This is a genomic window from Vreelandella sp. L-25 (genome assembly GCF_056857535.1).
The window spans coordinates 1-23,512 of sequence record NZ_JBSXNH010000027.1 but is presented as its reverse complement, the minus strand read 5'-3'; the positions used below and the strand labels follow the sequence as shown (position 1 = coordinate 23,512).

The window sequence follows — 23,512 nt, the reverse complement described above, 5'->3', positions numbered from 1 at the left end:
AAAGCGGCCTCCCACTCAGGCTTACTCAGCATAACGGGTAGGTAAACCCGATAACTATCAGCGAACCTTGGCCAGCTCCGCGCGCATCTGCTGAATCACGCTGTCGTAGCCGTGGGGGTCGCTTGCCTGGTGGGCGTTAAAGATCGCTGAACCCGCTACAAAGGTATCGGCACCGGCGGCGGCGATATCCGCGATATTGTCGACTTTGACGCCACCATCAATCTCCAAGCGAATGGGCAAGCCCGAAGCGTCGATACGCGCACGTGCCTCACGCAGCTTGTTCAGCGTGCCGGGGATAAACGACTGGCCGCCAAAGCCGGGGTTGACGCTCATCAGCAGCACCATATCAACCTTATCCATCACGTAATCAAGATACGAAAGCGGCGTGGCCGGGTTAAACACCAGCCCCGCTTTACAACCACCATCACGAATCAGCTGCAGCGAACGATCAATATGCTCAGAGGCTTCGGGGTGGAAAGTGATGTAGCTGGCACCCGCCTCAATAAAATCGCTAATCATGCGATCCACCGGCTTCACCATCAGATGCACATCAATGGGTGCCGTCACGCCATGGTCGCGCAGCGCCTTACATACCATCGGCCCAATAGTCAGGTTCGGCACGTAATGGTTGTCCATAACGTCGAAATGAACCACATCGGCGCCGGCCGCCAGCACGTTATCAACCTCCTCGCCCAGCCGCGCAAAGTTAGCGGAGAGTATCGAAGGGGCAATCAAAAAATCCTGTGCAGCGCTCATGAAGGGGTCCTCAGGTAATAAAAATAAAGGGGCCATCTTACCAGAGCCACACACGAAGCCCTATTACACGTGACGGCCATGCAGCACGCTTGCCGTCAATGCATATCCTTAAACAGATATTTCCAAATAGAATATAAAACACGATTGTAATTCCACAATCCTAGGTTTAACCTTAGCGTCATCGCGACTAAATCGCCCCCAGAATCAAGGAGTCTATAATGACGCTACCCTCCTCTTTCCGCACCGGCCTTCGCCGTAGCCTACTGGCCGTTGCCGTTGGCACCGTCGTTTCTGGCATGACCTTCTCCAGCGCCGCCGTTGCTCAGGAGCGCGAGCTGCTGAACTCCTCCTATGACATCGCCCGCGAGCTGTTCGCCGCGATTAACCCGGAGTTCCAGGCGTGGTGGGAAGAGGAGCATGGCGAAGAGATCGCTATCAGCCAGTCCCACGGTGGCTCCTCTGCCCAGGCGCGCGCCATTATGCAGGGCCTACGTGCGGACGTAGTGACGTTTAACCAAGTCACCGACGTTCAAGCACTAGCCGATGCAGGCTTGGTGGCTGAGGATTGGCAGGATGCGTTTGAGAACAACGCTTCGCCCTACTACTCCACCACCGCTTTCCTGGTGCGCAAAGGCAACCCGAAAGGCATCGAAAGCTGGGATGACCTCGTTAAAGAAGACGTACAAATGGTCTTCCCGAACCCGAAAACCTCCGGTAACGGCCGCTACACGTACCTGGCTGCCTGGGGCTTCGCCGAGAATGAATTCGACGGCGATGAAGAGAAGATCCAAGACTTCATGCGCACCTTCCTGCGCAACGTAGCGGTGTTCGACACCGGCGGTCGCGGTGCCACAACCAGCTTTATCGAGCGCGGCATTGGCGACGTACTGATCAGCTTTGAGTCTGAAGTGAACAACATCCGCAGCGAATACGGCAGCGATGACTACGAAGTAATCGTCCCGCCGGTGAGCATTCTGGCGGAATTCCCGGTCGCGGTGGTGGGTGAAAACGCCGAACGTAACGGCAACAGCGACTTAGCCCAAAGCTACCTAGAGTATCTCTACAGCGAAGATGCCCAGCGTCAGTTGGCAGGCTTTAACTACCGTGTCCATAACGACACTGTGGTAGAAGAGTTTGCCGACCAGTTCCCCGACACCGAGCTATTTGAAGTCGAAACCGTGTTCGGCAGCTGGGAAGAAGCGATGGAGAACCACTTCGAAGGCGGTGCTCTGCTTGATCAACTGCAACGTCGTTAACGGAACCCCATGAGCCAATTAGCATTTTGGCGATCCGGCAGCACGCGCGTGCTGCCGGGTTTTGGCCTATCTATGGGTATCAGCGTGCTATTTATTTCGCTGGTACTGCTACTGCCCATTACCGGACTATTTGGCCAGCTTTCTGAACTGAGCCTGGCCGAGTACTTTGCCATCATCACCGAAGGTCGCGTCGTCGCCAGCTATATGGTCACCATCGGCGCGGCAGCCGTGGCGGCGCTGGTGAACGCAGTGTTTGGCCTACTGCTGGCATGGGTGCTGGTGCGCTATGAATTCCCTGGCAAACGCCTACTCGATGCTTTGATGGATCTGCCTTTTGCCCTGCCCACCGCCGTTGCGGGCATTACTCTGGCGACGCTCTATGCGGGCAATGGCTGGGTCGGCAACATCATCGAGCCCATGGGGCTTCAGGTCGCTTACACCTGGGTGGGGATTGCCCTGGCGATGGCCTTCACCAGTATTCCCTTTGTGGTGCGCACGGTGCAGCCGGTGCTGGAAGATTTGCCTGCCGAAGTGGACGAAGCCGCGATGTCCCTGGGCGCCACCGATGGCGTGGCGTTTCGCCGAGTGATTATGCCGCACCTTTGGCCAGCGCTCGTCACCGGCACCGGGCTTGCCTTCGTGCGCTCGCTGGGTGAGTTCGGGGCGATTATTTTTATCGCAGGCAATATGCCCTATGAAACCGAAATTACCGCGCTGATGATCTTCGTCAAACTGCAGGAGTATGACTACGCCGGGGCGTCTGCCATTGCCTCGGTGGTGCTGTTTGTCTCGCTGGCGCTGCTGCTCGCCATCAATATCTGGCAGGGCCGCTTTGTGCGTCGTCTGCATGGAGGTAAAGGATAATGCGCCGGATTGGTGATGCGCCTTTAGTGCGGCGCTTATTAATTGGCGCAGCCCTACTGCTGTCTGCGCTATTTCTGCTGCTGCCGCTGGTGGCTATTTTTGCTCAGGCGTTCTCCCAAGGTGTGGCGGTGTTTTGGGCGAACGTGAGCAATACGTTCACCCTACACGCCATTGGTCTCACGCTGGTCATCGCGTTAATGACCATCCCCATCTGCTTGGTGTTTGGCGTTGCGCTGGCATGGCTGGTGACGCGCTTTAGCTTCCCAGGGCGGCGCATTCTGCAAACGCTGATTGATATTCCGTTTGCCGTCTCCCCTGTCGTCGCTGGCTTAATTTATCTACTGCTGTATGGCCGCAACGGCTGGATTGGCGGATGGTTAGATAGCCACGATATTCAGCTGATGTTTGCCTGGCCGGGCATTTTGATGGTCACCATCTTCGTCACCTGCCCGTTTGTGGCGCGTGAATTAATCCCGCTTATGCAGGCCCAAGGCTCACGGGAAGAAGAAGCCGCCGTAACGCTGGGCGCTTCTGGCTGGACAACGTTTTGGAGGGTCACGCTGCCCAACATTCGCTGGGCACTGCTCTACGGCATCATCCTTACCAACGCCCGCGCGGTGGGTGAATTTGGCGCGGTCTCGGTTGTCTCAGGGGCCATTCGTGGGCAAACCAATACGCTACCGCTGCACCTTGAGCAGCTCTATCAGGATTACAACGCCGTGGGTGCGTTTGCGAGCGCCGCCCTGCTGGCCCTGATTGCCCTGTTAACTCTTGCGGCCAAGGCAGGCCTTGAATGGCGCGCATCGCGCCGGGAGGCATACACATGAGTATTCGCTTACAGAATATTGCCAAGCACTTTGCCAACACCCAGGCGCTTGAGCCCATCAACCTGGACATTCACGAAGGTGAATTGGTGGGCTTGCTAGGTCCTTCCGGTTCGGGAAAAACCACCCTGCTGCGTATCATTGCTGGCCTAGAGAACGCCGACCGCTCTCCGCAGCCCGGCAAGATTCTATTTGGCGACCGCGATGTCACCAACGTGCATGTGCGCGACCGCCGCATCGGCTTTGTTTTTCAGCACTACGCCCTGTTTCGCCATATGAGCGTTTATGACAACGTGGCGTTTGGCCTTACGGTGATGCCGAAAAAGCGCCGCCCCTCCAACGGTGAAATTCGGGCGCGAGTCTTCAGGCTCCTTGAGATGGTGCAGCTACAGCACTTAGCCAACCGCTTGCCTGCCCAGCTCTCGGGTGGGCAACAGCAGCGCGTATCGCTGGCTCGCGCACTTGCTGTAGAGCCTGACGTCCTGCTGCTAGACGAGCCGTTTGGCGCCCTGGATGCCAAGGTTCGCCAAGACCTTCGCCGCTGGCTGCGCCGCCTGCACGACGAATTGAACTTTACCAGTGTGTTCGTCACCCACGACCAGGAAGAAGCGCTGGAGCTTTCTGACCGTGTGGTGGTGATGAGTAACGGCCGTATCGAGCAAATCGACACGCCGGATACGCTCTACCGCGCACCGAAGAACCGCTTTGTATTTGAGTTTTTGGGTGATGTGAACCACCTAGAGGGCCGCGTTCGCGATGGCGTGCTGACCTGCGGCGATGCGCACCTCAACGTGGACTTACCCGATGGCGATGAAGAGCTGCTGCTGCGCCCCCATGAGGTGCGCCTGGCGGAAGAACCCAGCGCTGAAAGCCACCTGCCGGTGACGATTACCGCTATCTCCCCGGTCGGTGCCGAAGTACGCGTAGAGCTAGAGGCCGACTGGCTGGCAAAACCGTGGCTAGCCACCGTTCGCCACGCCGATTTCGAGCGACTGCACATGCGCCGGGGGCAGCGCTTGTTTGCTCACCCGCGCCAGTGGCATCGCTTTAAAGAAGACGCTAAAACACCTGAGCAGCAGGCACGAGTGGCTTAGGGACTGCTAGCGCGGCAGGCTAGCACAACGCTATACTGCCGCGATTATTGCAATGCCTTGTTTCTTAACGCTTTGCTTTTTAATACCTTGTTGCGACAGGTATGTTTATCGTTTAACCACAATGATTGCGGAGAGTTTTATGCGTCGGCGTCACTTTTTACGCGCGTCTGGTGCGTTGTTAACCACCCTATTGCTGGCAGGCTGTGCAAGTCCTCAATACCTACAGCTAAACCCCACCCGTAGCGCTAACGTGCCGCAAACCGGCTCGGGTCAGCAAGTGACCGTGGTGGCCGTCGACGCCCGGCCGAGTGAAGTCATTGGTACGCGCACGGGCGGCAACATGTCGACGGCGCAGATTATAGTAAGCAGCCATGAATTGATTCCGCGCCTACAGGCCGAAGCGGAGCGTGCCGCACGCGATATGGGGTTTACCCCTACCCGCGAAGCCGCCCAAGGCCGCCCCAGCCTGACTCTGGAACTTGCCAGCTTGCACTATGGCCGTGGCGACAGCGGGCAGCCGCTAATTGATGAAGCGCGCATTGAAGGGGTTTTCCGGGCCATCGCGCAGAACCAGGGCACGACGTATACCGGGACATATACGTCACGTCGCACCCAAGGTTATGCGCTTAAACCGGGTGAAGATGCCAATACGCGGATGTTGAACGACTTGCTTAGCGATGGCCTAAACCGGGCATTCAGCGACCCAGAGCTGGGTCGGCTTCTCGCCCGTTAAGGGGGATAATTAAACCCGTGGCCCGCGCCGCTCAAGCGCCCAGATGCTTTCACTTCGGCCACGGGCATCGGCGGGCAGGTGCGCTAACCGCTCTATGCGGAAATTGGGCGCCATCAGGCGCTCAATTTCCTCATCCGGCACGCTAAATGGCGGCCCGGCATCGCCATCGGCGTGGGTTAACCCCACCAGCAGCCCTTTCGCTCCCGGTGGCACCAACTGAGCCAAGTGGAAAGCGTAGCGTTCGCGGGTAGCCGGTGGCAGCGCAATCAGCGATGCACGATCGTAAAAAGCCTCCACTTCAGCCGCCTGCTGAATATGCAGGTGAAAGAAGTCACCGCACCAGAGCTCGATGTTACCCTGCCGGCACACCTCAAAGCCTGCCTGAGTATAACGAGAGATACCGCCACTACGCTGGGCCAAAAATTGCTCGATAGCCTCCGGGGCAAGCTCTATGCCCAACACCGGGTGCCCTTGGTCCGCGAGCCAGCGCATATCTAAGCTCTTCCCACATAGCGGCACCAACACCTTGGCTCCAGAGGGCACGCCTAGCGTTGGCCAATACTTCAACAGTGCCGGGTGGGTCTCCTCCAGGTGAAAGCCTATCCGTCCCTCTTGCCAACGCTGCCGCCAGGAATTCTCCATGGACATGCCCTCTTACTATCCTAAAAACCTAACTGTTTAGAACCAGCGGTCACGCTTTTTACGACGGCGCGGCAAGTGCGGCACAATCAGCCCCACCAGCAGGCCAGCGCCCGCCACACCGCCACCGTACATAAAGTAGCGCATCAGCAAGTCTTCCTCTTGAGTGTCCAGACGTGCCTGCAGCGCTCGCACCTGTTGGCGTGACTGCTCTGCCTCGTTATCCAGCTCAAGGTTCCTCGCTTCCAGGTCTGCGATGCGCTGCTCGCGAACATCAAGCGTGGCGGTCATGGAAGAGACCCGCTGCTCCCAGGTATCGTTGATACCGTCAAGCTCTTGGGTCAGCTCTTCCACCTGGGCCTGCAGCTCGGGCAATTGCTGACGAGCACTAGGCGTTTGCTGAAGCTCATTGCTCAAAACCCACACCGTATCGCCGCTATTGCTGCGCACCCGGGTGTAATCACCGCTGGTTTCCAGCACTTCCACCTGCTCGCCTGCATTGAGCGTTCCCACAATGCGATAACCATCTGTCGGCCCACTGCGCACGTAGGTACTTAGCTCATCGCTGACCCAGGCTTGGTTATCGGATTGAGCGAATGCCGCTTGGCTGCTCATGCTTAGCAGCACGCCAACTGCGGCGGCATAACAATTACTGCGAAATTTATCTACTTGCATGACGTCATGTCCTGATCATAAAAACGCGCATGGCCGACGAAGCCACCGCGCGTATCGCTCAAAGCGTTGCGCGTGTCTAAAGCGCTTACCCTTCCCCGCGGGGCGGTAACGGGAAGGGACGAGGAAACTCTGCGACGCGAGCATCACTTTTCACGGCCTTCAGGGGGCCTTCACGCTCTACCTCATCAATCCGCACAATGGCGTTAAGAGGCAGGTAACTACGCTTCACACCCTCAAAGGTTCGCTGCAGTTTTTCCGCTCCTGGATCCACCACCACTCGCGACGCATCGTCAAAGACAAACTCCTCGACTTCAATAAAGCCCCAGAGTTCGCTCTGAAAGATCTCTCTGACGTATAAATCCCAAATTTCACCCTGCTGGTGAACCACCACACGGTAGATCGGCTTGGCCGCCATCTTGGCCTAATCCTCTTGCCACTTGAAGGTAACGTTACCGCGCCTAGCCTACCATACTCCGGGGTTGCCCCTTTAGCAGACATCATCGAAAACGGCGCTTTCCTTATTTGACAGCCTCACAGGCCACTAATTAGCCGGTGGTAGCGCCTATTGTGTATGGTACCCACTGGGGCTTGATCTACTTTAAAGGTGAGGACGCGCATACCATCCGTGATCTTTTAAAACGCCAAGAGGATCTCGACTTCTATGTATAATCCCCGCTACGGCAAGGGTAAGGAGTCTATGTGACAAACCACCAAGAGGTCTCTTCACCTGAAGATGCCAAGCTCAACGAGCTAGCACGTCCGGCAACGGCGAGCGCTTTGGCGAAGCCTCTCTGCCATTTGAGCAGTTCACTTCGCGGCTCTATATCTACCACTACGCCCCTCTAGAAAGAGGCGAGCTGGCCACGGTGACCGATGAAGAACTAGAGCGCGTTAAGGGCTTTCTGCACCGTAGCTGGGGAGCCACACGCTTCCCCTACTGAGCTGCAGGCCGACTAATGGCCCCAGTAATACGGGGCCTCCCAAACACTACAGATACGACCAAGATGATACGACTCGATCAATTACTGGTCAGCCAAGGACTGGCCAGTTCTCGTACCCGTGCCCAACGGCTGATCAAAAACGGGCGCGTTTTTTTAAGCGACGGCACCTTGCTGAGCAAACCCTCTGAAAAATGGCCGACCAATGCCCCACTCCGCGTGGAGGAGGACCCAGAAGAGCGCTACGCCTCACGCGCAGGGCTAAAGCTAGAAGGCGTTCTACAGGCGTTAGCCATGCGCTTAGAGGATAAAGGCGTGCTGGATATTGGCCAGTCCACAGGCGGGTTTACTGACTGCGCGCTGCAATTTGGCGCACGCCATGTAGTAGGCGTGGAAGTCGGCCACGACCAGCTTGCCAGCCACTTACGCAGCGACCCACGAGTAACCTGCCTGGAAGGACTCAATGCCCGTCATATGAGCACCTCAGAGGCACTTTTGAGCACGCTTGCCGAACGGCCGATTGATCTTGCGGTGATGGATGTATCGTTTATTTCACAGACGCTGATTCTGCATGAGATTGCCGCCCTACTGCCGCCTAGCGGGCAGCTGCTTTCGCTGGTAAAACCACAGTTTGAGCTAGACCCCGGTGCGCTGGATAAACGCGGCGTCGTGCGAGAACCTCGTCGCTACGCAGAGGTGGAACAAAAAATACGCACCGCCTGCGAGCAGTGCGGCCTCGTCATCAGTCACTGGCAAGAGAGCCCGATTACCGGCAGCGACGGCAATCGGGAGTTTCTTCTTCTCGCCAGCAAGCCCTAGCGGTTAGCTCAACGAAGCAGGCGGGAGGGTCAGCTTGGACTGCACTTTCACCGACTCCCCTTGCTCAGGATGCAGCCAAACATCGAGCTGTTCAAAGGCGATCTTCACTCCCGCCTCCTTGAACAGCTCATCCACCCGGCAATTCACCTCATCGGCCGCAAACAGGCGGTCTAACAAGTCATTGACGAAAATACGCAGTTCGAAATTGAGGCTGTGAGGGCCGTAACTTAGGCAGAACACCTGCGGCTCCGGGTCATCCAATACGCGTGCGTTCTCATCGGCAGCCTGACGTAACAGTCTATGCACGAGTGGTAAATCCGAACCGTGGGAGACGCCGTAGGTGAGCACCACGCGGGTCACGTTATCGGAGAGCGACCAGTTGATCAGTTGGTCGGTCACGAACGTTTTGTTGGGAATGATGATCTCTTTGCGGTCGAAGTCGGTCACCGTGGTCGCCCGAATGCGAATCCGGCTGACCGTGCCGTGAAGGTTCCCTAGCGTAATGGTGTCGCCGATACGAATGGGGCGCTCGAACAGAATGATCAATCCCGAAATGAAGTTGGCAAAGATCTCTTGCAAGCCAAACCCCAAACCCACACTCAGCGCCGCCACCAGCCACTGCAGCTTGTCCCAAGAGACCCCCAAGGTCGCCAGCGACATAACGATCCCGGTGCCTACGATGGTGTAAGAGAGCAGTGAGCTAATCGCATAAGCGCTGCCCTGCTTGAGCGCCAAGCGAGAGAGCACCATGACTTCGAGTAGTCCTGGCAGGTTCCTCGCCATGATGAACGTGACAGCCACTACCAGCAGCGCCGTAAAAAAATCCGAAATGGAGAGAGCATCATCGACCAGATCGCCTTCGCCCGCGTCCCAAAGCGATACCTGGTCCAAGTAACCCAATACCGAGAGCAGATCCGACCACACCAAATAGAGCAGCGCACTGAAACCAATCAGCAGAATCAGCTTGGAGAGCCGCAGCGACTGAGCGTTGATCTTTTCCATATCCAGCGGCGGCTCTTCGACTACCTCGAGCCCGCCTTCAGCACCCTCTTGTACTTGCGCACGGCGGCGGGCTAACGCACGACGATAAGCTAACCGACGGGCGGCCACTGCCAAACTGCGCACCACCGTCGCCTCAACAACCACCCAAAGCCCCAATAAATAGAGCGTAATGGCAAAGCGTGCCACTAATCTGAGCGCCGTATACTCATATCCCCATGCCACTAACCCAAGCAGCACCAAGGGCACAGCCGCCATCGCCAGACCCAATATCAGCCTAAAAAGCCGCACACCAAAAATCGGCACATGGGCAAGAATAAGCTGCGCCAGCCACCAGGCCATCGCAAGCAGCCCGCTCATGAACAGCGCCATCGCCACCGGGCGCTGAGCCAGCGGTGTTTCCATCTGCTCGGACATGGCCGCAATGGCCACGACCGGTACCAGCGCCATGCCCAGCCCAATCAACAAGCGACGCAGCCGCGCGTTGTACGCCGGTGACCAGGTAAAGTGACGCTCGGCGACGCCGTCGGGCACCAGCAGTCGCCGCCCAAGGGCTACCACAAACCAGCTCAAACCAAGCTGCAGCAGCGCAGGCGCTAACCCCAGCGCAAGGCCACCCTCCGCCGTGTGCAGGGCAACGCCCGCACCCGCCAGTGCTAACGGCCCGGGTAGCGCTAGCAGCGCATTGAGCAACACCGCTTTGGGGGTGTGTAGCTGGGTATCGCTTTTCAAACGACCAATTTGTGAATGAATCAGCGCTAGTCGCTTTTTGATACGCCCGCGCAGCGCAATCAATACCACGCTCAGCAACAGCAGCGGCGCGCCTACTAGCATATCCCAAGAGAGCCCCCGCCAGCGGGTAGGCAGTACCGCGCGCCACTCCCCTTCATGCCACTCCTGCGTGAGATAACTGGGCAGTTGACGTAGCCAGTTCACATCCAACGGGCGGCTGTTGGCCACCCAAAACAGCTGCTCATCAATGGTGGCGCGCAGATCATGAGTAGTGGAGAGCAGCTGCTGATGATTGAGCTGTAGCTCGATGGCTGAACTCAACAGGCTGCCGTAGGCCTGCTCGAGTTGCTCCACCAGCTCACGGCGGGACTGATAAAGCCGCGTCAACGAGTCCACCAGCCCTGGAGTTACCTCGACCCCCGCCTCTTCAAGGCGCTGGGCAGCCAACCGCTCCCCTTGGCGGAGCTGGTCGCGCTGGCGAATAAGATCGAACTGTTTCAAGCGCAGGTCGGCAATCTCATCCTGCAAATCGCGCCGGGGCACTACGGCAGGCAGCGACTGGCGCTGCTCGCGGAGAATACGAGAGAGCAACTGGCTGCCGCGAATGGCTTCCATCTGCTCATTGAGGCTGCGCTGCAGCTGGCGAACATGCTCTAACTGACGCTGCGCCTCGATGTTTTCACGCACAATGCCATTGGCACGGTCCGTCGCCCGCAGCAGCTCCAGGCTTAGCGTTTGATTGACCTGCTGAGCATTCAGCACGACGGGATGACCTTCCGCGATGAGCGGGTCATTTTTGGCGGCGTCGGCGATGGCCTGCTCAGACTGAAGGCGTCGCTGGCGGTCGATCACGCCCTGCAGCAGGCTAAGCTGCTGCTCTTGCTGATCGATCTGCAGGGCCAGCAGGTCACGGCGCTGTTGAGCCAGTTCACGCAGGCGGCTGTTGGCACTTAATTCACGCTGATTCAGGCTGACCTCTTGCTCTGCCAGCACTCGCTCTAAGCGCCACTGGATGAGCTGTGCATCCTCGCGAGCCGAAAGCTGACGATCCGCCAGCAGCGCAGCCCGAGTATCATGCTCACGGCGTAGCGTTTCCGCGCGCTGTAGCGCATCGGAAATGGCCTGCTGTGCCCGTTCGGGTAGCGTCTGAGCAGCTAACAGCTGGGAGTTCACCTCTGCCATCTGGCTCTGCAGTTGCTGCAGCTCCATCACAGCATCAGCCTGCTCGGCTTCTAATACCTCTAACGGCATATCACTGAGGTGATTGACCGAAAGCTGTTGGCTCTCCTCTTCGGCATCATTAAGCTCGCGCTCTAAACGCAGCAATAACTCTGGTGCCTGATTCACCCGCTGCTCTAACGCCTGCTGGCGCTCTTCGATGGCCTTGAGGCGCTCATAGGCCTGCAGTGCTGCGGTCAGCGCCGCCTGGTCACGCTTTTGGTCGGCGGTTAATTCGGCATCTAGCGACTCAATGGCCGCCAAGCGCTCAGTTAGCTCTGCTTCAGGAGGGACGCGCTCAACCGCAATAGTTTGAGCGGTTGCGGGACTGGCCAGCATCGCTACCATGTATAGGCAGCAAATGACGGCTTTCATGGCATTTCTCACCACGTTACTTATGCCTCATTGACATGTAAGCCCGCCGAATCGGGCAAGATTCCCATTGTCGGGGGTTAGCAGTCGTTGCGCAATCCAGTTAGCTAGCGGGATATCGACAGTTGACTTGTACGAGCGGCATGTATAGAAACGACGCTGGCACCTCTTTCCTTATTCCTTAATTTGTGAGCCACGTTGATGGTTATCCAAAAACTGTTGTTAACCGGCCTAGTGGTGGTGGTAAGTGCTGATATGCTCAGCCAGAGCGCCCAGGCCGACACCCAAGAAGAGATTGAAGCGCGTATTCGTGCACTGAATACCGAGCTTTATCAACTGCGCCAGCAACTGCAGCAAATTGACTCACCTGAGGAAGCAGCCCAAGGCGTTCCTCCCAAGCAGTTGCCGGAAGAAGTTGCTCTGGAGGACCTGAGTGATCGTCGCCAGTGGGAGCAGGAGTCGTCGCGTAACCCGTTTTCCATCACCACCCACCGTACCAATTACCTGTTTCCGGTGAGCTATAACACTAACCAGGACGCCAACAACTTTCGTGAAGTGACCGATGCGTCCGGGCCTAACAATAACGAAGTGAAGTTCCAGTTCAGCGCCAAGTTCAATCTGGCGGAAGACATCTTTGGCAACGTTGGCGACGTCTATTTTGCCTACACTCAGCGAAGCTGGTGGCAGGCCTACAACACTGACGCCTCCTCCCCTTTCCGGGAAACCAACTACGAGCCCGAGGTGTTCATCGACTTCGACAGCGCCTGGAGCGCTCTGGGCTGGGTGAATACGCGCAACCGCATCGCCTTCAACCACCAATCCAATGGCCGTTCGGACCCGCTGTCACGGAGCTGGAACCGTGTGTACCTGGAAAGCACCTTGCAGCGCGGCGACTGGGCACTGACTCTGGCGCCGCACTGGCGCGTGCCGGAGTCGGATGGTGACGACAACAACCCGGATATCGAGCGTTTTGTCGGCTATGGGGATATTCGTCTTGCCAAGCGTTTACAAAATAACCATGAATTCGCGGGGCAACTGCGTGGCAATCCAAGCACGGGTAACTACGGCACCCAGGTTGACTATAGTTGGCCAGCGTTTAACGGTGTGCGCGCCCATGTACAGTACTACTATGGCTACGGTGAAAGCATGATTGATTACGATAATCGCGTGCACCGTTTAAGCCTTGGTTTTAGTCTTAACCCACTATTTAGCGCCACCGGGCTGAACCGTTAAACGACAAGGGTTGTCTATCAGGTGGCGGCTGCTATGCTGAAGTCGTCACTCATTTACTCGTCAAAGGAAGACATCATGGCAAAACGTAATACAGATACCTCCGCACGCGCTGACCAGTTGAAAGAAGACCTGCGTCACCTCAGCGAAACAGTCGAAGAGCTGGTGAACGCAACCTCCAAAGACGCCAGCAGCGAAATGCGCGATCTGCGTGAGCGTGCCGAGCGACGTTTAAAAGATACTCGTACTCGCCTAGAAGCCCGCGGAGAACGTTTCTACGAAGACACCCGCGAAACGCTCTCCGAACAGGCAGCGTGTTGTGACCGTTATGTCCATGAAAACCCCTGGACCAGCATCGGTATTGGCGCCGCTGCTGGCCTTGTCGTTGGTATGCTGCTCGGGCGTCGCTAATGGCTTTGGGTCCCACCCAACGCGTCTTTTCTGCCGCCAAACGCCTGCTGAAATCACTGGTAGCCAACAGTGAGACCCGCCTGCGTTTGGCGGTTTTGGAACTAGAGGAAGAGCGCGCGCGTTTACTGGTTTTGCTGTTACTTGCGGGTGCCAGTCTACTGCTCCTGCTATTAGGCGTTGCCACGCTTACGGCGCTGGTGGTGGTTCTCTTCTGGGATACTTATCGATTAACGGCAATTAGCGTCAGTGCTGGTGTGCTCATCGCGTTAAGCATACTGCTAGCGGTGATTGCTATGCGTCAGGCCAAGCGCCATACACTGCTAAAAGAGACGTTAAAGCAGCTTGCCGCCGACCGTGCACTGCTGGAGGTGAATGAGGATGACCCGTCACGATAGCGTCGTTAAACCACTCAGTCGCGCAGAGCGCAAGGCGGCGCTGCTCGCCGAACTGGAGCAGCAGCGTATCGACATACTGGTCGATAGCGACACGCTGCTACATGCCTCTTCCCCGCTGGAACGTCATTGGAAAAGCGTCAAACTGCCGCTTTACGCCATTGGCGGCATTGCTGCGTTACGCATTGCACGTCATCCAGGCGGTGCCATGGTGCTAGGTCGTAAGGCACTGGCAGGTTACATGCTCTTTCGAAAGCTGAAGCTCCTTGCCAAAGTGGCGACATAATCGTCCGTTGACCGCTACGCCTGCGACAAGGATTATCCGACAAGCCGCTGCGGCTCACTTACCACAGCGGCTTGTTTAATGCGTGTCGATGACACCTAACACGCTTGTCCACAGGCCACACCGCTTGCCCAGGCCCACTGAAAGTTATAACCGCCTAGTTGGCCCGTCACATCCAGCACTTCCCCAATAAAGCGCAGTTGAGGTAGATCCTTTACTTCAAAGGTTTTGGATGAAATGGCGTCGGTGCTGACACCCCCCATCGTCACCTCGGCCGTGCGCCACCCTTCGGTGCCTGCTGGTTTTAGCTGCCACTGATTTAGCCGCTGGGCCCAAGCTTCGAGCGCTTCGTTGCTGTATTGCGCCAGCGGGCTGGCCAAGTGAGAGTCGGGATACCACTCCAGCAGCGCTTGGGCAAAGCGTTTGGGGAAACGCTCGCCTAGCCAGGTCGACAGCAGCCGCTTAGGGGTTTCCTGGCGCGCATGGCGCAAAGCGTCAGCCGCGTCTTCGCCCGGCAAGAGGTCGATGGAGATTGCGCTACCCGGCTCCCATACGCTGGAAATTTGTAGCATAGAAGGGCCGGATAGCCCTCGATGGGTAAACAGCATCGGCTCGACAAAGCGCTTCTCTTTGCAGCTCACTGCCGTGGGCACGCTAACGCCAGAAAGCCCCGCCGCCCGCTCTTTCCAGCTATCGCTTAGGGTAAATGGCACTAGGCCGGGGCGCGTGGGCAGCACCTCTAAGCCAAACTGGCGGGCAATATCGTACCCAAAGCCGGTCGCCCCCATGGTAGGAATGGAAAGCCCTCCGGTCGCCACGACCACCACCCCTGCATCAATCGTGCCCAGAGACGTGGCCAACCGCATGCCCTCGCCCTGCCGCTCCAGCCGAGAAACGGATGTGCTCAGTTTAATCTCCGCCCCGGCCCACTCACACTCGGCCAAGAGTACCCGCACAATCTCTTTGGCGGAATCTGCGCAAAATAGCTGCCCTGGCGCTTTTTCCACATACTCAACGCCATGGGTTTCTACCAGCGATACAAAGTGTTCTGGGCGATAACGTTTTAATGCAGAAATGCAAAAATAAGGATTTTCAGAGTAAAAGTGTCCAGGCGCTGTATCAAGATTGGTAAAGTTACAGCGGCCTCCCCCAGACATAAGAATCTTTTTACCCGCTTTGTTCGCATGGTCGACCACCAAAACGCGTCGCCCGGCATAGCCAGCCTGTGCCGCGCACATTAAACCAGCGGCACCTGCGCCAATGACTACGACGTCGTAGACCATAACTGAGGCTCCCAGAGTGAAAAGGCGGGCATTTTAACAGGTAAGAAGCGCCAAACTACTGTACATTTTAAAAACTCATGTATAAGAAATGCACAAGATACTACCTATTCGCCTCAACATTCGCCCCAACAATGTTGCAGGTAATGACTTACTATCATCGCCGATTGCGGAATATTTCAATAATACTGAGACACTTATGATCGCTTTTAAACGCTCCTTTTGCTGCCTCGTGCTACTCCTTGGATGGGCTTCTATTGCCAGCGCACAATCAAAGCCGCCTGTGATTGGTTATTACGTTGAGACAGAGACCTGGTCCGACCCGCTGGAAGCACTAGGCACCTTACGTGCTGATGAAAGCGTGACCTTATCGGCCACCGTAACCGACACCATTGCAGAGATTAACTTCGATGATGGCGAGCAGGTAGAGCGCGGTCGTTTACTGGTTCGTTTGGAAGACGCCGAAGAGCAAGCACTGCTAAGAGCCGCCCAGGCCATTACCGATGAGCGGCGAAACGCTTCTGACCGCGCTTCGCAGCTGCAGCAGCGCAACTTAGCGGCTAGAGCAGACGTAGAAGACACTCAATCCCAGCTGCGCCAAGCACAAGCCGATGCCCAAGCCCTGGAAGCTAGACTGGAAAATTACCGAATACACGCGCCGTTTAGCGGCCGCGTAGGATTTCGTGACGTCAGTGTGGGCACCCTCGTCACCCCCGGCATGGCGTTGGTGACGCTAGATAAGCTAGATGTAATGAAACTCGATTTTACCGTACCAGCGGTATTTTTGGGGCGGCTATCCGCCGGGTTAAGTCTTAGTGCCACCACGGCGGCGTACCCAGACGAGGTATTTCGCGGCGACGTTGCCAGCATTGGCACAAGGATTGACCCGGTATCCCGTAGCGTTAGCGTGCGTGCCGAGTTGACCAATCCTGATTTAAAGCTGCGCCCTGGCATGCTGATGGAAGTCATCGTGCAGCAGCGCGTACGCGATGCGTTAGTGCTGCCTGAAGCCGCGATTCAGCCTAGCGGCAACCGCCACTTTGTGATGGTGATTCAACAGCAGGAGAATGCGCCACGCTTAGAGCGCCGAGAAGTAGCTATCGGCGAGCGCCGCAGCGGGGAAGTAGAAGTACTAGAAGGCATTAGCGAAGGCGATTTGGTGGTGATTCATGGTCTGCAGCTAGCCCGTGAGGGTCAAGAAGTTCGCCTGCTAGGCGTTGCCGACGACAGCACGGACATTCGCTCGCTGCTGGAGGCTGATCGCTAATGCGTTTATCCGATATTTCCGTTCAGCGGCCAGTGCTGGCCATGGTAATTGCCGCACTGATTATTGCTTTTGGCTTGCTGGCCCTTAACCGCTTGCCGCTGCAAGAGTACCCCACGGTTGACCCGCCTATTGTCAGTATTGATACCCGCTACCCCGGTGCCTCGGCCAGCGTGGTAGAAACACGCATTACCCAAGTATTAGAAGACCGCATTGCCGGGGTGGAGGGCATCGAGCTGATCACCTCCCAAAGCGAGGATGGCCGCTCGCGGATCGAGATCGAGTTCGCCATCACTATGGATATCAACGCTGCGGCGAACGATATCCGCGACCGCATTTCAGGCGCACTGCGCAACCTGCCGGACGACGCCGACAATCCTGAAGTCACTAAAGCCGACAGCAGCGAAGAGATTGTTGTTTGGCTAAGCCTATCGGGGGCGGACTACTCGATTGCCGAACTCACCGACTACGCCAACCGCTTTCTCGTCGATAGCCTTTCAGTACAGCCGGGCGTTGCCCGAGTACGCGTGGGCGGCGGCCAGGATTACGCCATGCGTGTATGGCTGGACCGTAACGCATTAGCAGCCCGTGGCCTCACCGTGGGCGATGTGGAGGACGCTCTACGTGCTGAAAACGTCGAGCTGCCTGCGGGTTCTATCGAATCCGATGACCGCCAGTTTATTGTCCGCTTGCCGCGCAGTTTCGCCACTGCTGAAGACTTTCAAGGCTTAGCGCTTGCCCAAAGCAATAACGGCTATCTAGTGCGCTTATCGGATGTCGCCCGGGTGGAAGTAGGCTCTGTGGAAGACCGCTCCGTTTTCCGAGCCAACGGCGTGCCTATGGTGGGGCTGGGGATGATCATGCAGTCCACCGCCAACGTGATTGAGCTTTCTGAGGCAGTGCAAGAAGAGCTTGGGCGGCTACAAGGCACCCTGCCCGAGGGGATGTCGCTCACGCTGAACTATGATGCCTCGGTGTTCGTTTCCGGTGCTATTGAACAGGTAGTCATGACCCTCTTTATCGCCATGGGACTCGTAGTGGTGGTCATCTTTCTGTTCCTGGGCAATCTTCGCACTACCCTTGTCCCCGCCGTCACAGTGCCGATTGCCGTCATCGGTGCATTTACAGCACTGGCAGCCATGAATTTTTCCATCAACTTGCTGACGCTGCTCGCACTGGTGCTGGCCATCGGGCTGATTGTTGATGATGCCATTGTCGTGCTCGAAAATATCAACCGACGCATGCACGACTATGGCGAGACGCCGCTAGTCGCCGCCTTTCGCGGCACGCGGCAAATCGCCTTTGCGGTGATCGCCACCACCCTAGTGTTAGTCGCCGTCTTTGTGCCACTGAGCATGCTGCAAGGCGATATTGGTCGGCTGTTCTCGGAGTTCGCCCTCACCATGGCAGCAGCAGTGGTCGTCTCTACCCTGCTCGCATTGACCCTAACGCCCATGATGGCGTCTAAAATCCTCAAGCCCGGCATGCACGATAGCCGCATTGGAAAAGGCGTGCAGTGGCTGCTGGATGGCACCAAACGCCGCTACCAGCGAGCCTTAGAAGCCGTACTAACGGCCAAATGGCTGGTCGTGGCCCTGTTTGCCCTACTCATTGCCGGAACGGCGTGGCTCGCCACAGCGCTGCCCAATGAATACACTCCGCAAGAAGATCGCGGTAACTTTATCGTGCTGGTCAACGGCCCGGAAGGAGCCACGTTCGACTACATGATGGACTACATGGATGAGATCGAAGTGCGGCTCACCCCCTTTGTAGAGAGCGGCGAGCTTGAGCGCGTGGTGGTTCGTGCCCCGCGTGGCTTCGGTAATATCGAAAACTTCAACAGCGGCTTTATCATCGTCAATATGGCGGACTGGGGCAGCCGTCGCAGCGCCTGGGAGATTATGGCCGATGTGCGCCAGCAGCTCAGCTCGCTCCCTGGCGTCCAAGCCTTCCCGGTGATGCGCCAGGGCTTTGGTCAGCGCACTCAGAAGCCGGTGCAGTTTGTGTTGGGCGGCGGCACTTACGAAGACCTAGCCCGCTGGCGTGACCGGCTGATTAATCATGTGCGGGAAAACAACCCACGTTTGACGGCCATCGAGAGCAACTACGACGAAACCCAGCCGCAGCTGCGGGTCGATATCGATTACGAGCGTGCCGCCTCGCTAGGTGTGACCGTGACCGAGATTGGCCGCACGCTGGAAGTGCTGCTGGGTGGCCGTAACGTTACCCGCTATGTGGACGACGGCGAAGAGTACGATGTGATTGTGGAAGGCGACCGTAGTCGCCAAAACAGCCCGCGCGCGCTGGATAACATTCAGGTGCGCTCAGCACGCACAGGGGAGCTCATTCCGCTGGCAAGCCTGGTCACGCTGTCTGATTTTGCCGGCGCCAGCACGCTGAACCGCTTTGACCGCGTGCGCGCCATTACCATTGAAGCGAACCTCGCCGATGGCTACCCGCTGGGCGAAGCGCTGGCATACCTGCAAGACACCGCCGATACCATTCTGCCGGAAGAAGTACAAACTAACGTGGCGGGACCATCCCGGGATTTCCAGCAGGCGAGCGGTGCGACGATGTTCCTGCTGGTGCTGGGTGCCGTGGTGGTATTCCTGGTACTGGCCGCCCAGTTCGAAAGCCTCATCCACCCGTTTGTGATTATGCTCACGGTGCCGCTAGCCATGAGCGGAGCGCTGCTTGCACTGCTGCTCAGCGGTCAGTCGCTGAATATATATAGCCAGGTGGGCTTGGTACTGCTGATTGGTTTGGCGGCCAAAAACGGCATTCTCATTGTCGAATTCGCTAACCAGTTGCGGGATGAAGGGCAGGCATTTCGCTCAGCGCTGATTGAGGCCTCGGTGACCCGCCTACGCCCCATCTTGATGACCGCCGTGACCACCATGGCCGGTGCTATTCCGCTGATTATCTCCAGCGGGCCAGGGGCGGAGTCGCGCTTGGTGATCGGCACGGTGATTATGGCCGGTGTCGGCGCCGCTACCGTCTTCACACTGTTTGTGGTGCCCGTGGCGTACGACCTGCTGGCCCGCCACTCTGGCTCGCCTGGAGCAGTGAAGCGCCAGCTCGAAGAGGAGATCGCCAACGCGCCTACGGCTCAACATACGCCGCTTGATACGCCAGAGCGATAACGCATCCCCAAAAACACTAAGGGCGCCAACGAGGCGCCCTTAGTGTTTAAACGTCACAACGGCTGTACTTATTCGCAATCGCCGATACGCTCACCTTCAATCACGGTGTTCATAGTCAGCTCACCCATGGGAGACTGAGTCAGAATATCCACAGTGCCTTCAATTTGCTCGCCCATAAAGCGCATTTCGCCGTCGATGGTCGCTTCGCCACCCTCAGCGCGGCATACCATGCTGTAGGAGAGGCCGTCGGCACTCATATCCTGGTTGAGCAGTTCGCAGCCCTCTTCCTCTTCAATAAAACCAAAATCAGCACCCTCTAGCTCTTCCTGGGTAATGCACTGACGCTCGGTTTCCGTTTGATCGGGAATCTGCATATCGCCGCTGACGCTAGTCACGCTGACAAACTCCCACTCGCCGGGCGTAACATTAGGTGTTTCCGCCTGGGCAACCATCGGGAAGGCCGCTAAGGCCGCAACTGCCATGTACCGTTTCATCATCGCTTTTATCTCGCTAGGTGGTTCGGGAAAACTCGTCATTATCCTACCTGATTCGTTGATCAGGTGCCTGCTTGCAAACAGCACTGCTACACTAAGCTGTCAATGACATTGAGTGTAACGCTGAAAAGGGCAACAACCATGCACGACGACGCACTAATTAATCATGATTTCCACTGCCCTTACTGTGATACGCCACTCACCTTTGTGATCGATACCTCTCAGGGTAGCCACGACACCTGGGAAGATTGCCATCAGTGCTGCGCGCCCATCCAGCTACAGGTCATTGTGTCACCAATGACCGGAGAGCTAGACGCCGTCATCACTGGACGTGACGACGACGTGCTGTAGCGTTGGATTAAAAAGCTTAAACCCCCTCCCCTTGCTGTATCACTGACTGGCGCTTGGCCTCGCTGCGGCGCATGAAGTACCACGCCAGAAGTGTCGCCAACGATACGGTCAGAATAATCAGCGTCGCCAGCGCGTTGATCTTCGGCGACACGCCCATCCGCACCGAGGAAAACACCACCATCGGTAGCGTATTGGCCCCCGGCCCAGAGACAAAGCTGGCAATCACCAAGTCATCCAACGACAGCGTAAAGGCCAGCAGCCAGCCTGCAGCGAGGGCGGGTGCAATGACCGGTAGCGTGACGAAGAAGAAGGTTTTGACCGGCGGAGAGCCTAAATCCATCGCCGCCTCTTCAATAGAGCGGTCCACTTCCCGCAACCTAGCCGCCACCACCACCGCCACGTAGGCGCTACAGAACGTAGTGTGGGCAATCCAAATAGTGGCCATGCCACGGTCGGCGGGCCAGCCGATCAGCTGCGCCATTTGCACAAATAGCAGTAGCAGCGAAAGGCCGGTAATCACTTCCGGCATCACCAGCGGCGCGGTCACCATGCTGGAGAGCGCCGTTTTGCCGCGAAAGTGGCCGTAGCGCGTCATGACGAAGGCAGCGACCGTGCCTAGGCACACCGCCATACTGGCGGCAAAGAAAGCAATCTCCAGGCTGGTCCAAACCGCTGAGAGAATCTGCTGGTCACGGAACAGCTCGCCGTACCACTGGGTGGAAAATCCGGCCCATACCGTCACTAAGCGGGATTCGTTGAACGAATAAACCACCAGCACGACCATGGGCAGATAGAGAAACAGCAAACCCAACACCAGCATCACGGTGGTAAAACTTGGGCGTCGACGCGATCTCATCATTCTTCAAGCTCCCGTGACTGGTAACGGTGAAACCACACAATGGGGACAAGCAACAGCAGCAGCATGACCATGGCGAGCGCTGACGCGACCGGCCAGTCGCGGTTAAGGAAGAACTCTTCCCACAGCACCTTACCAATCATCAAGGTATCCGGGCCGCCCAGTAGCTCAGGAATCACAAACTCCCCAACCGCAGGAATAAACACCAGCATTGAGCCTGCGATAATGCCCCCCATCGAGAGCGGCAGCGTCACCTTTAAAAAGGTATTGAGCTTACGCGACCCAAGATCCGAGGCCGCTTCCAGCAGCGAGTTATCCAAACGCGTCAGGTGGGCATACAACGGCAGTACCATAAACGGTAGGTAGGCGTAGACAATGCCCACAATTACCGAAAACTGGGTATTCATCATCCGCAGCGGTGAATCAATCACCCCCAACCCCATCAATAGGTTATTGATTAGGCCACTATTGCTAAGAATACCCATCCAGGCGTATACCCGAATCAGAAACGAGGTCCACGACGGTAGCATGACCAACAGCAGTAGAATCAGCTGCAAGCGCCCTGGGGCACGGGCCATGGCGTAGGCCATCGGATAGCCAATCAGCAAACACACCACTGTCGCCACAAATGCGGTTTTAATCGACCCCCAGTACGCGGCGACATAGAGCGAATCCGACAACAAAAACAGATAGTTGCCTAGGTTCAAAAAGATGTTCAGCGTTTGATCGGCATACTCTACCAGCGGCCCGTAGGGAGGAATGGCAATGGCCGATTCAGAAAGGCTGATCTTAAGCACCAGCGCAAAGGGCAGTAGGAAAAATAGCGTCAGCCACACCAGCGGGAACGCAATCACGGCGCGTCGGCCTAAATGCAACCGCTTGATAAAGCCTGCAATGCGAGATGGCATCATAATGGGCAATCTCCTGTCAGCCACCTGGGCATTAGCGGTTCAGCACGATAGCGCTATGATTTTCCCAATAAACGTACACGCTATCCTCCCAGGTTGGACGGTCGCCGCGCCGCTCGGTGTTGGCCATGCTCACTTTAATCATCTGCCCGGAAGCAGTGCGCACGTAGTAAAGTGAATAGCCGCCCAAGTAGGCGATATCATCCACCTTGCCCGCTTCCCAGTTGTACTCTGACGACGGCTGCTCACGGGTTAGCCAGATTTTCTCAGGGCGCAGCGCCGCCCACACCCGGCGGTCTACTGCCTGGGTGGTAATGCCGTGGTCGATATAGATCGGCCGTGAGAGCGCAGGTGACTCAATGCGGCAGTGGTCAGCGGCGTCCTCAATGATCTCACCCTCAAACAAGTTCACTGTACCGACGAACTCGGCCACCATCCGGCTGGCAGGGCTTTCATAAATATCCACCGGCGAGCCAACCTGCTCAATCCAGCCATCCGCCATGATCGCCACACGGTCGGCCATGGTCATGGCCTCTTCCTGGTCGTGGGTCACCATGATGCAGGTCACACCCACCTGCTCAATGATCTCGACCACTTCCAGCTGCATTTCGGTGCGCAGCTTTTTATCCAGCGCGCCCATGGGCTCATCGAGCAGCAGCAGCTTGGGCCGTTTGGCAAGCGAGCGCGCCAAGGCGACCCGCTGGCGCTGACCGCCAGAAAGCTGGTGGGGTTTACGCTTAGCGAAGCGCTCCATATGCACCAGTTTGAGCATCTGGGCAACCCGCGCTTCAATTTCAGCTTTAGGCAGCTTGTCCTGCTTTAATCCAAAGGCAATATTCTGGAGTTATTGTCAAATCTGGTGTATGAGCATCAGGCGGCGTCTCTGCCGGATTGATCATCCACCCGTTCTCCATCCCGAAACTGAACGTTATTCACGACCAGCTTCAGTTGGTTAAACCCCTTGATCCGCTTCCAGCGTTT

General features: G+C 57.1%; 22 protein-coding genes and 1 pseudogene. 13 read left to right on the top strand and 10 right to left on the bottom strand.

Annotated features, from left to right (window positions below):
* Positions 1-57 precede the first annotated feature (57 nt).
* The gene (gene rpe / locus AC13CN_RS01760) at positions 58-756 is read right to left on the bottom strand and encodes a ribulose-phosphate 3-epimerase (protein WP_054640885.1); all 699 of its coding nucleotides are present in this window, start codon (positions 754-756) and stop codon (positions 58-60) included.
* A gap of 218 nt (positions 757-974) precedes the next feature.
* Here rpe and cysP point away from each other — a divergent pair, with 218 nt between their 5' ends.
* The 5 genes from cysP (at position 975) to AC13CN_RS01735 (ending at position 5,527) form a co-directional block, all read left to right on the top strand.
* The gene (gene cysP / locus AC13CN_RS01755) at positions 975-2,012 is read left to right on the top strand and encodes a thiosulfate ABC transporter substrate-binding protein CysP (protein ID WP_172416027.1); all 1,038 of its coding nucleotides are present in this window, start codon (positions 975-977) and stop codon (positions 2,010-2,012) included.
* Between the two features lie 9 nt (positions 2,013-2,021).
* Positions 2,022-2,876 carry a sulfate ABC transporter permease subunit CysT gene (gene cysT, locus AC13CN_RS01750; protein WP_044628199.1) on the top strand — a complete coding sequence of 285 codons (855 nt, stop codon included), beginning with the start codon at positions 2,022-2,024 and terminating at the stop codon, positions 2,874-2,876.
* Positions 2,876-3,703 carry a sulfate ABC transporter permease subunit CysW gene (cysW, locus tag AC13CN_RS01745; RefSeq protein WP_062374278.1) on the top strand — a complete coding sequence of 276 codons (828 nt, stop codon included), beginning with the start codon at positions 2,876-2,878 and terminating at the stop codon, positions 3,701-3,703. Before cysT ends, cysW begins: the two co-directional genes overlap by 1 nt.
* Complete coding sequence (locus AC13CN_RS01740) at positions 3,700-4,794, top strand: sulfate/molybdate ABC transporter ATP-binding protein (protein ID WP_044628201.1); 1,095 nt, start codon at positions 3,700-3,702, stop codon at positions 4,792-4,794. The genes cysW and AC13CN_RS01740 overlap by 4 nt, the downstream gene beginning before the upstream one ends.
* A gap of 139 nt (positions 4,795-4,933) precedes the next feature.
* Entirely contained in the window at positions 4,934-5,527 is a 594-nt protein-coding gene (locus tag AC13CN_RS01735; RefSeq protein WP_044628202.1) for a YajG family lipoprotein, read from the top strand.
* Positions 5,528-5,536: 9 nt separating this feature from the next.
* Here the strand turns inward: AC13CN_RS01735 and AC13CN_RS01730 are convergent, their stop codons facing one another.
* From AC13CN_RS01730 to AC13CN_RS01720, 3 genes are all read right to left on the bottom strand, one after another.
* Positions 5,537-6,169: a thiopurine S-methyltransferase gene (locus tag AC13CN_RS01730; RefSeq protein ID WP_044628259.1), complete on the bottom strand. Its 633-nt coding sequence runs from the start codon at positions 6,167-6,169 to the stop codon at positions 5,537-5,539.
* 36 nt (positions 6,170-6,205) lie between these two features.
* Positions 6,206-6,841: a TIGR04211 family SH3 domain-containing protein gene (locus tag AC13CN_RS01725; RefSeq protein ID WP_054644975.1), complete on the bottom strand. Its 636-nt coding sequence runs from the start codon at positions 6,839-6,841 to the stop codon at positions 6,206-6,208.
* Between the two features lie 85 nt (positions 6,842-6,926).
* A complete protein-coding gene (locus AC13CN_RS01720; RefSeq protein ID WP_009100748.1) occupies positions 6,927-7,256 on the bottom strand; it encodes a DUF1820 family protein in 330 nt (109 codons plus the stop codon).
* Positions 7,257-7,845: 589 nt separating this feature from the next.
* Here AC13CN_RS01720 and AC13CN_RS01715 point away from each other — a divergent pair.
* Positions 7,846-8,598, top strand: coding sequence for a TlyA family RNA methyltransferase (locus AC13CN_RS01715; RefSeq protein WP_253027829.1), 753 nt, complete (start codon positions 7,846-7,848; stop codon positions 8,596-8,598).
* Between the two features lie 3 nt (positions 8,599-8,601).
* Here AC13CN_RS01715 and mscK read toward each other — a convergent pair whose 3' ends face one another.
* Positions 8,602-11,922 carry a mechanosensitive channel MscK gene (mscK, locus tag AC13CN_RS01710; protein ID WP_301272790.1) on the bottom strand — a complete coding sequence of 1,107 codons (3,321 nt, stop codon included), beginning with the start codon at positions 11,920-11,922 and terminating at the stop codon, positions 8,602-8,604.
* Between the two features lie 198 nt (positions 11,923-12,120).
* On the opposite strand from mscK, the gene AC13CN_RS01705 reads away from it, so the two are divergent.
* From AC13CN_RS01705 to AC13CN_RS01690, 4 genes are all read left to right on the top strand, one after another.
* Positions 12,121-13,152 carry a phospholipase A gene (locus AC13CN_RS01705; protein WP_172515642.1) on the top strand — a complete coding sequence of 344 codons (1,032 nt, stop codon included), beginning with the start codon at positions 12,121-12,123 and terminating at the stop codon, positions 13,150-13,152.
* A 75-nt stretch (positions 13,153-13,227) separates the two neighbouring features.
* Positions 13,228-13,560 (top strand): ElaB/YgaM/YqjD family protein, encoded by a 333-nt coding sequence (locus tag AC13CN_RS01700; RefSeq protein ID WP_044628207.1) that lies wholly within the window; start codon positions 13,228-13,230, stop codon positions 13,558-13,560.
* Positions 13,560-13,955, top strand: a complete 396-nt coding sequence (locus AC13CN_RS01695; RefSeq protein ID WP_228219070.1) for a phage holin family protein — start codon at positions 13,560-13,562, stop codon at positions 13,953-13,955. Before AC13CN_RS01700 ends, AC13CN_RS01695 begins: the two co-directional genes overlap by 1 nt.
* On the top strand, positions 13,939-14,238 hold the full coding sequence (locus AC13CN_RS01690; protein ID WP_137093870.1) for a YqjK family protein: 300 nt from the start codon (positions 13,939-13,941) through the stop codon (positions 14,236-14,238). Before AC13CN_RS01695 ends, AC13CN_RS01690 begins: the two co-directional genes overlap by 17 nt.
* A gap of 95 nt (positions 14,239-14,333) precedes the next feature.
* Here AC13CN_RS01690 and AC13CN_RS01685 read toward each other — a convergent pair whose 3' ends face one another.
* Positions 14,334-15,518 carry a BaiN/RdsA family NAD(P)/FAD-dependent oxidoreductase gene (locus AC13CN_RS01685; protein ID WP_228168694.1) on the bottom strand — a complete coding sequence of 395 codons (1,185 nt, stop codon included), beginning with the start codon at positions 15,516-15,518 and terminating at the stop codon, positions 14,334-14,336.
* A gap of 196 nt (positions 15,519-15,714) precedes the next feature.
* Between AC13CN_RS01685 and AC13CN_RS01680 the strand changes: the two genes are divergently transcribed.
* A complete protein-coding gene (locus AC13CN_RS01680) occupies positions 15,715-16,782 on the top strand; it encodes an efflux RND transporter periplasmic adaptor subunit (RefSeq protein WP_172515632.1) in 1,068 nt (355 codons plus the stop codon).
* Complete coding sequence (locus tag AC13CN_RS01675; RefSeq protein ID WP_172515631.1) at positions 16,782-19,922, top strand: efflux RND transporter permease subunit; 3,141 nt, start codon at positions 16,782-16,784, stop codon at positions 19,920-19,922. Before AC13CN_RS01680 ends, AC13CN_RS01675 begins: the two co-directional genes overlap by 1 nt.
* 68 nt (positions 19,923-19,990) lie before the next feature.
* On the opposite strand, the gene AC13CN_RS01670 is transcribed toward AC13CN_RS01675, so the two are convergent.
* Positions 19,991-20,404, bottom strand: coding sequence for a DUF3617 domain-containing protein (locus AC13CN_RS01670; protein ID WP_228168693.1), 414 nt, complete (start codon positions 20,402-20,404; stop codon positions 19,991-19,993).
* Positions 20,405-20,557: 153 nt separating this feature from the next.
* Between AC13CN_RS01670 and AC13CN_RS01665 the strand changes: the two genes are divergently transcribed.
* Positions 20,558-20,767 carry a zinc ribbon domain-containing protein gene (locus AC13CN_RS01665; protein ID WP_054644977.1) on the top strand — a complete coding sequence of 70 codons (210 nt, stop codon included), beginning with the start codon at positions 20,558-20,560 and terminating at the stop codon, positions 20,765-20,767.
* A 16-nt stretch (positions 20,768-20,783) separates the two neighbouring features.
* On the opposite strand, the gene AC13CN_RS01660 is transcribed toward AC13CN_RS01665, so the two are convergent.
* From AC13CN_RS01660 to AC13CN_RS01650, 3 genes and pseudogenes are all read right to left on the bottom strand, one after another.
* Positions 20,784-21,626, bottom strand: coding sequence for an ABC transporter permease subunit (locus AC13CN_RS01660; protein ID WP_054644978.1), 843 nt, complete (start codon positions 21,624-21,626; stop codon positions 20,784-20,786).
* The gene (locus AC13CN_RS01655; RefSeq protein WP_062359153.1) at positions 21,623-22,534 is read right to left on the bottom strand and encodes an ABC transporter permease subunit; all 912 of its coding nucleotides are present in this window, start codon (positions 22,532-22,534) and stop codon (positions 21,623-21,625) included. Before AC13CN_RS01655 ends, AC13CN_RS01660 begins: the two co-directional genes overlap by 4 nt.
* Before the next feature lie 31 nt (positions 22,535-22,565).
* Positions 22,566-23,372 (bottom strand): annotated as a pseudogene (locus AC13CN_RS01650) (TOBE domain-containing protein); the annotation flags it as partial.
* Positions 23,373-23,512: the final 140 nt, after the last annotated feature.

Bases quoted from the DNA above. Each gene is read 5' to 3' on its own strand.
- AC13CN_RS01695 (WP_228219070.1), top strand. From the start codon at position 13,560: ATGGCTTTGGGTCCCACCCAACGCGTCTTTTCTGCCGCCAAACGCCTG.
- AC13CN_RS01680 (WP_172515632.1), top strand. From the start codon at position 15,715: ATGATCGCTTTTAAACGCTCCTTTTGCTGCCTCGTGCTACTCCTTGGA.
- AC13CN_RS01720 (WP_009100748.1), bottom strand. From the start codon at position 7,256: ATGGCGGCCAAGCCGATCTACCGTGTGGTGGTTCACCAGCAGGGTGAA.
- cysT (WP_044628199.1), top strand. From the start codon at position 2,022: ATGAGCCAATTAGCATTTTGGCGATCCGGCAGCACGCGCGTGCTGCCG.
- rpe (WP_054640885.1), bottom strand. From the start codon at position 756: ATGAGCGCTGCACAGGATTTTTTGATTGCCCCTTCGATACTCTCCGCT.
- AC13CN_RS01700 (WP_044628207.1), top strand. From the start codon at position 13,228: ATGGCAAAACGTAATACAGATACCTCCGCACGCGCTGACCAGTTGAAA.
- AC13CN_RS01735 (WP_044628202.1), top strand. From the start codon at position 4,934: ATGCGTCGGCGTCACTTTTTACGCGCGTCTGGTGCGTTGTTAACCACC.
- AC13CN_RS01655 (WP_062359153.1), bottom strand. From the start codon at position 22,534: ATGATGCCATCTCGCATTGCAGGCTTTATCAAGCGGTTGCATTTAGGC.
- AC13CN_RS01660 (WP_054644978.1), bottom strand. From the start codon at position 21,626: ATGATGAGATCGCGTCGACGCCCAAGTTTTACCACCGTGATGCTGGTG.
- AC13CN_RS01670 (WP_228168693.1), bottom strand. From the start codon at position 20,404: ATGGCAGTTGCGGCCTTAGCGGCCTTCCCGATGGTTGCCCAGGCGGAA.
- cysW (WP_062374278.1), top strand. From the start codon at position 2,876: ATGCGCCGGATTGGTGATGCGCCTTTAGTGCGGCGCTTATTAATTGGC.
- AC13CN_RS01685 (WP_228168694.1), bottom strand. From the start codon at position 15,518: ATGGTCTACGACGTCGTAGTCATTGGCGCAGGTGCCGCTGGTTTAATG.
- AC13CN_RS01705 (WP_172515642.1), top strand. From the start codon at position 12,121: ATGGTTATCCAAAAACTGTTGTTAACCGGCCTAGTGGTGGTGGTAAGT.
- AC13CN_RS01715 (WP_253027829.1), top strand. From the start codon at position 7,846: ATGATACGACTCGATCAATTACTGGTCAGCCAAGGACTGGCCAGTTCT.
- AC13CN_RS01675 (WP_172515631.1), top strand. From the start codon at position 16,782: ATGCGTTTATCCGATATTTCCGTTCAGCGGCCAGTGCTGGCCATGGTA.
- AC13CN_RS01740 (WP_044628201.1), top strand. From the start codon at position 3,700: ATGAGTATTCGCTTACAGAATATTGCCAAGCACTTTGCCAACACCCAG.
- mscK (WP_301272790.1), bottom strand. From the start codon at position 11,922: ATGAAAGCCGTCATTTGCTGCCTATACATGGTAGCGATGCTGGCCAGT.
- AC13CN_RS01725 (WP_054644975.1), bottom strand. From the start codon at position 6,841: ATGCAAGTAGATAAATTTCGCAGTAATTGTTATGCCGCCGCAGTTGGC.
- AC13CN_RS01690 (WP_137093870.1), top strand. From the start codon at position 13,939: ATGACCCGTCACGATAGCGTCGTTAAACCACTCAGTCGCGCAGAGCGC.
- AC13CN_RS01665 (WP_054644977.1), top strand. From the start codon at position 20,558: ATGCACGACGACGCACTAATTAATCATGATTTCCACTGCCCTTACTGT.
- AC13CN_RS01730 (WP_044628259.1), bottom strand. From the start codon at position 6,169: ATGGAGAATTCCTGGCGGCAGCGTTGGCAAGAGGGACGGATAGGCTTT.
- cysP (WP_172416027.1), top strand. From the start codon at position 975: ATGACGCTACCCTCCTCTTTCCGCACCGGCCTTCGCCGTAGCCTACTG.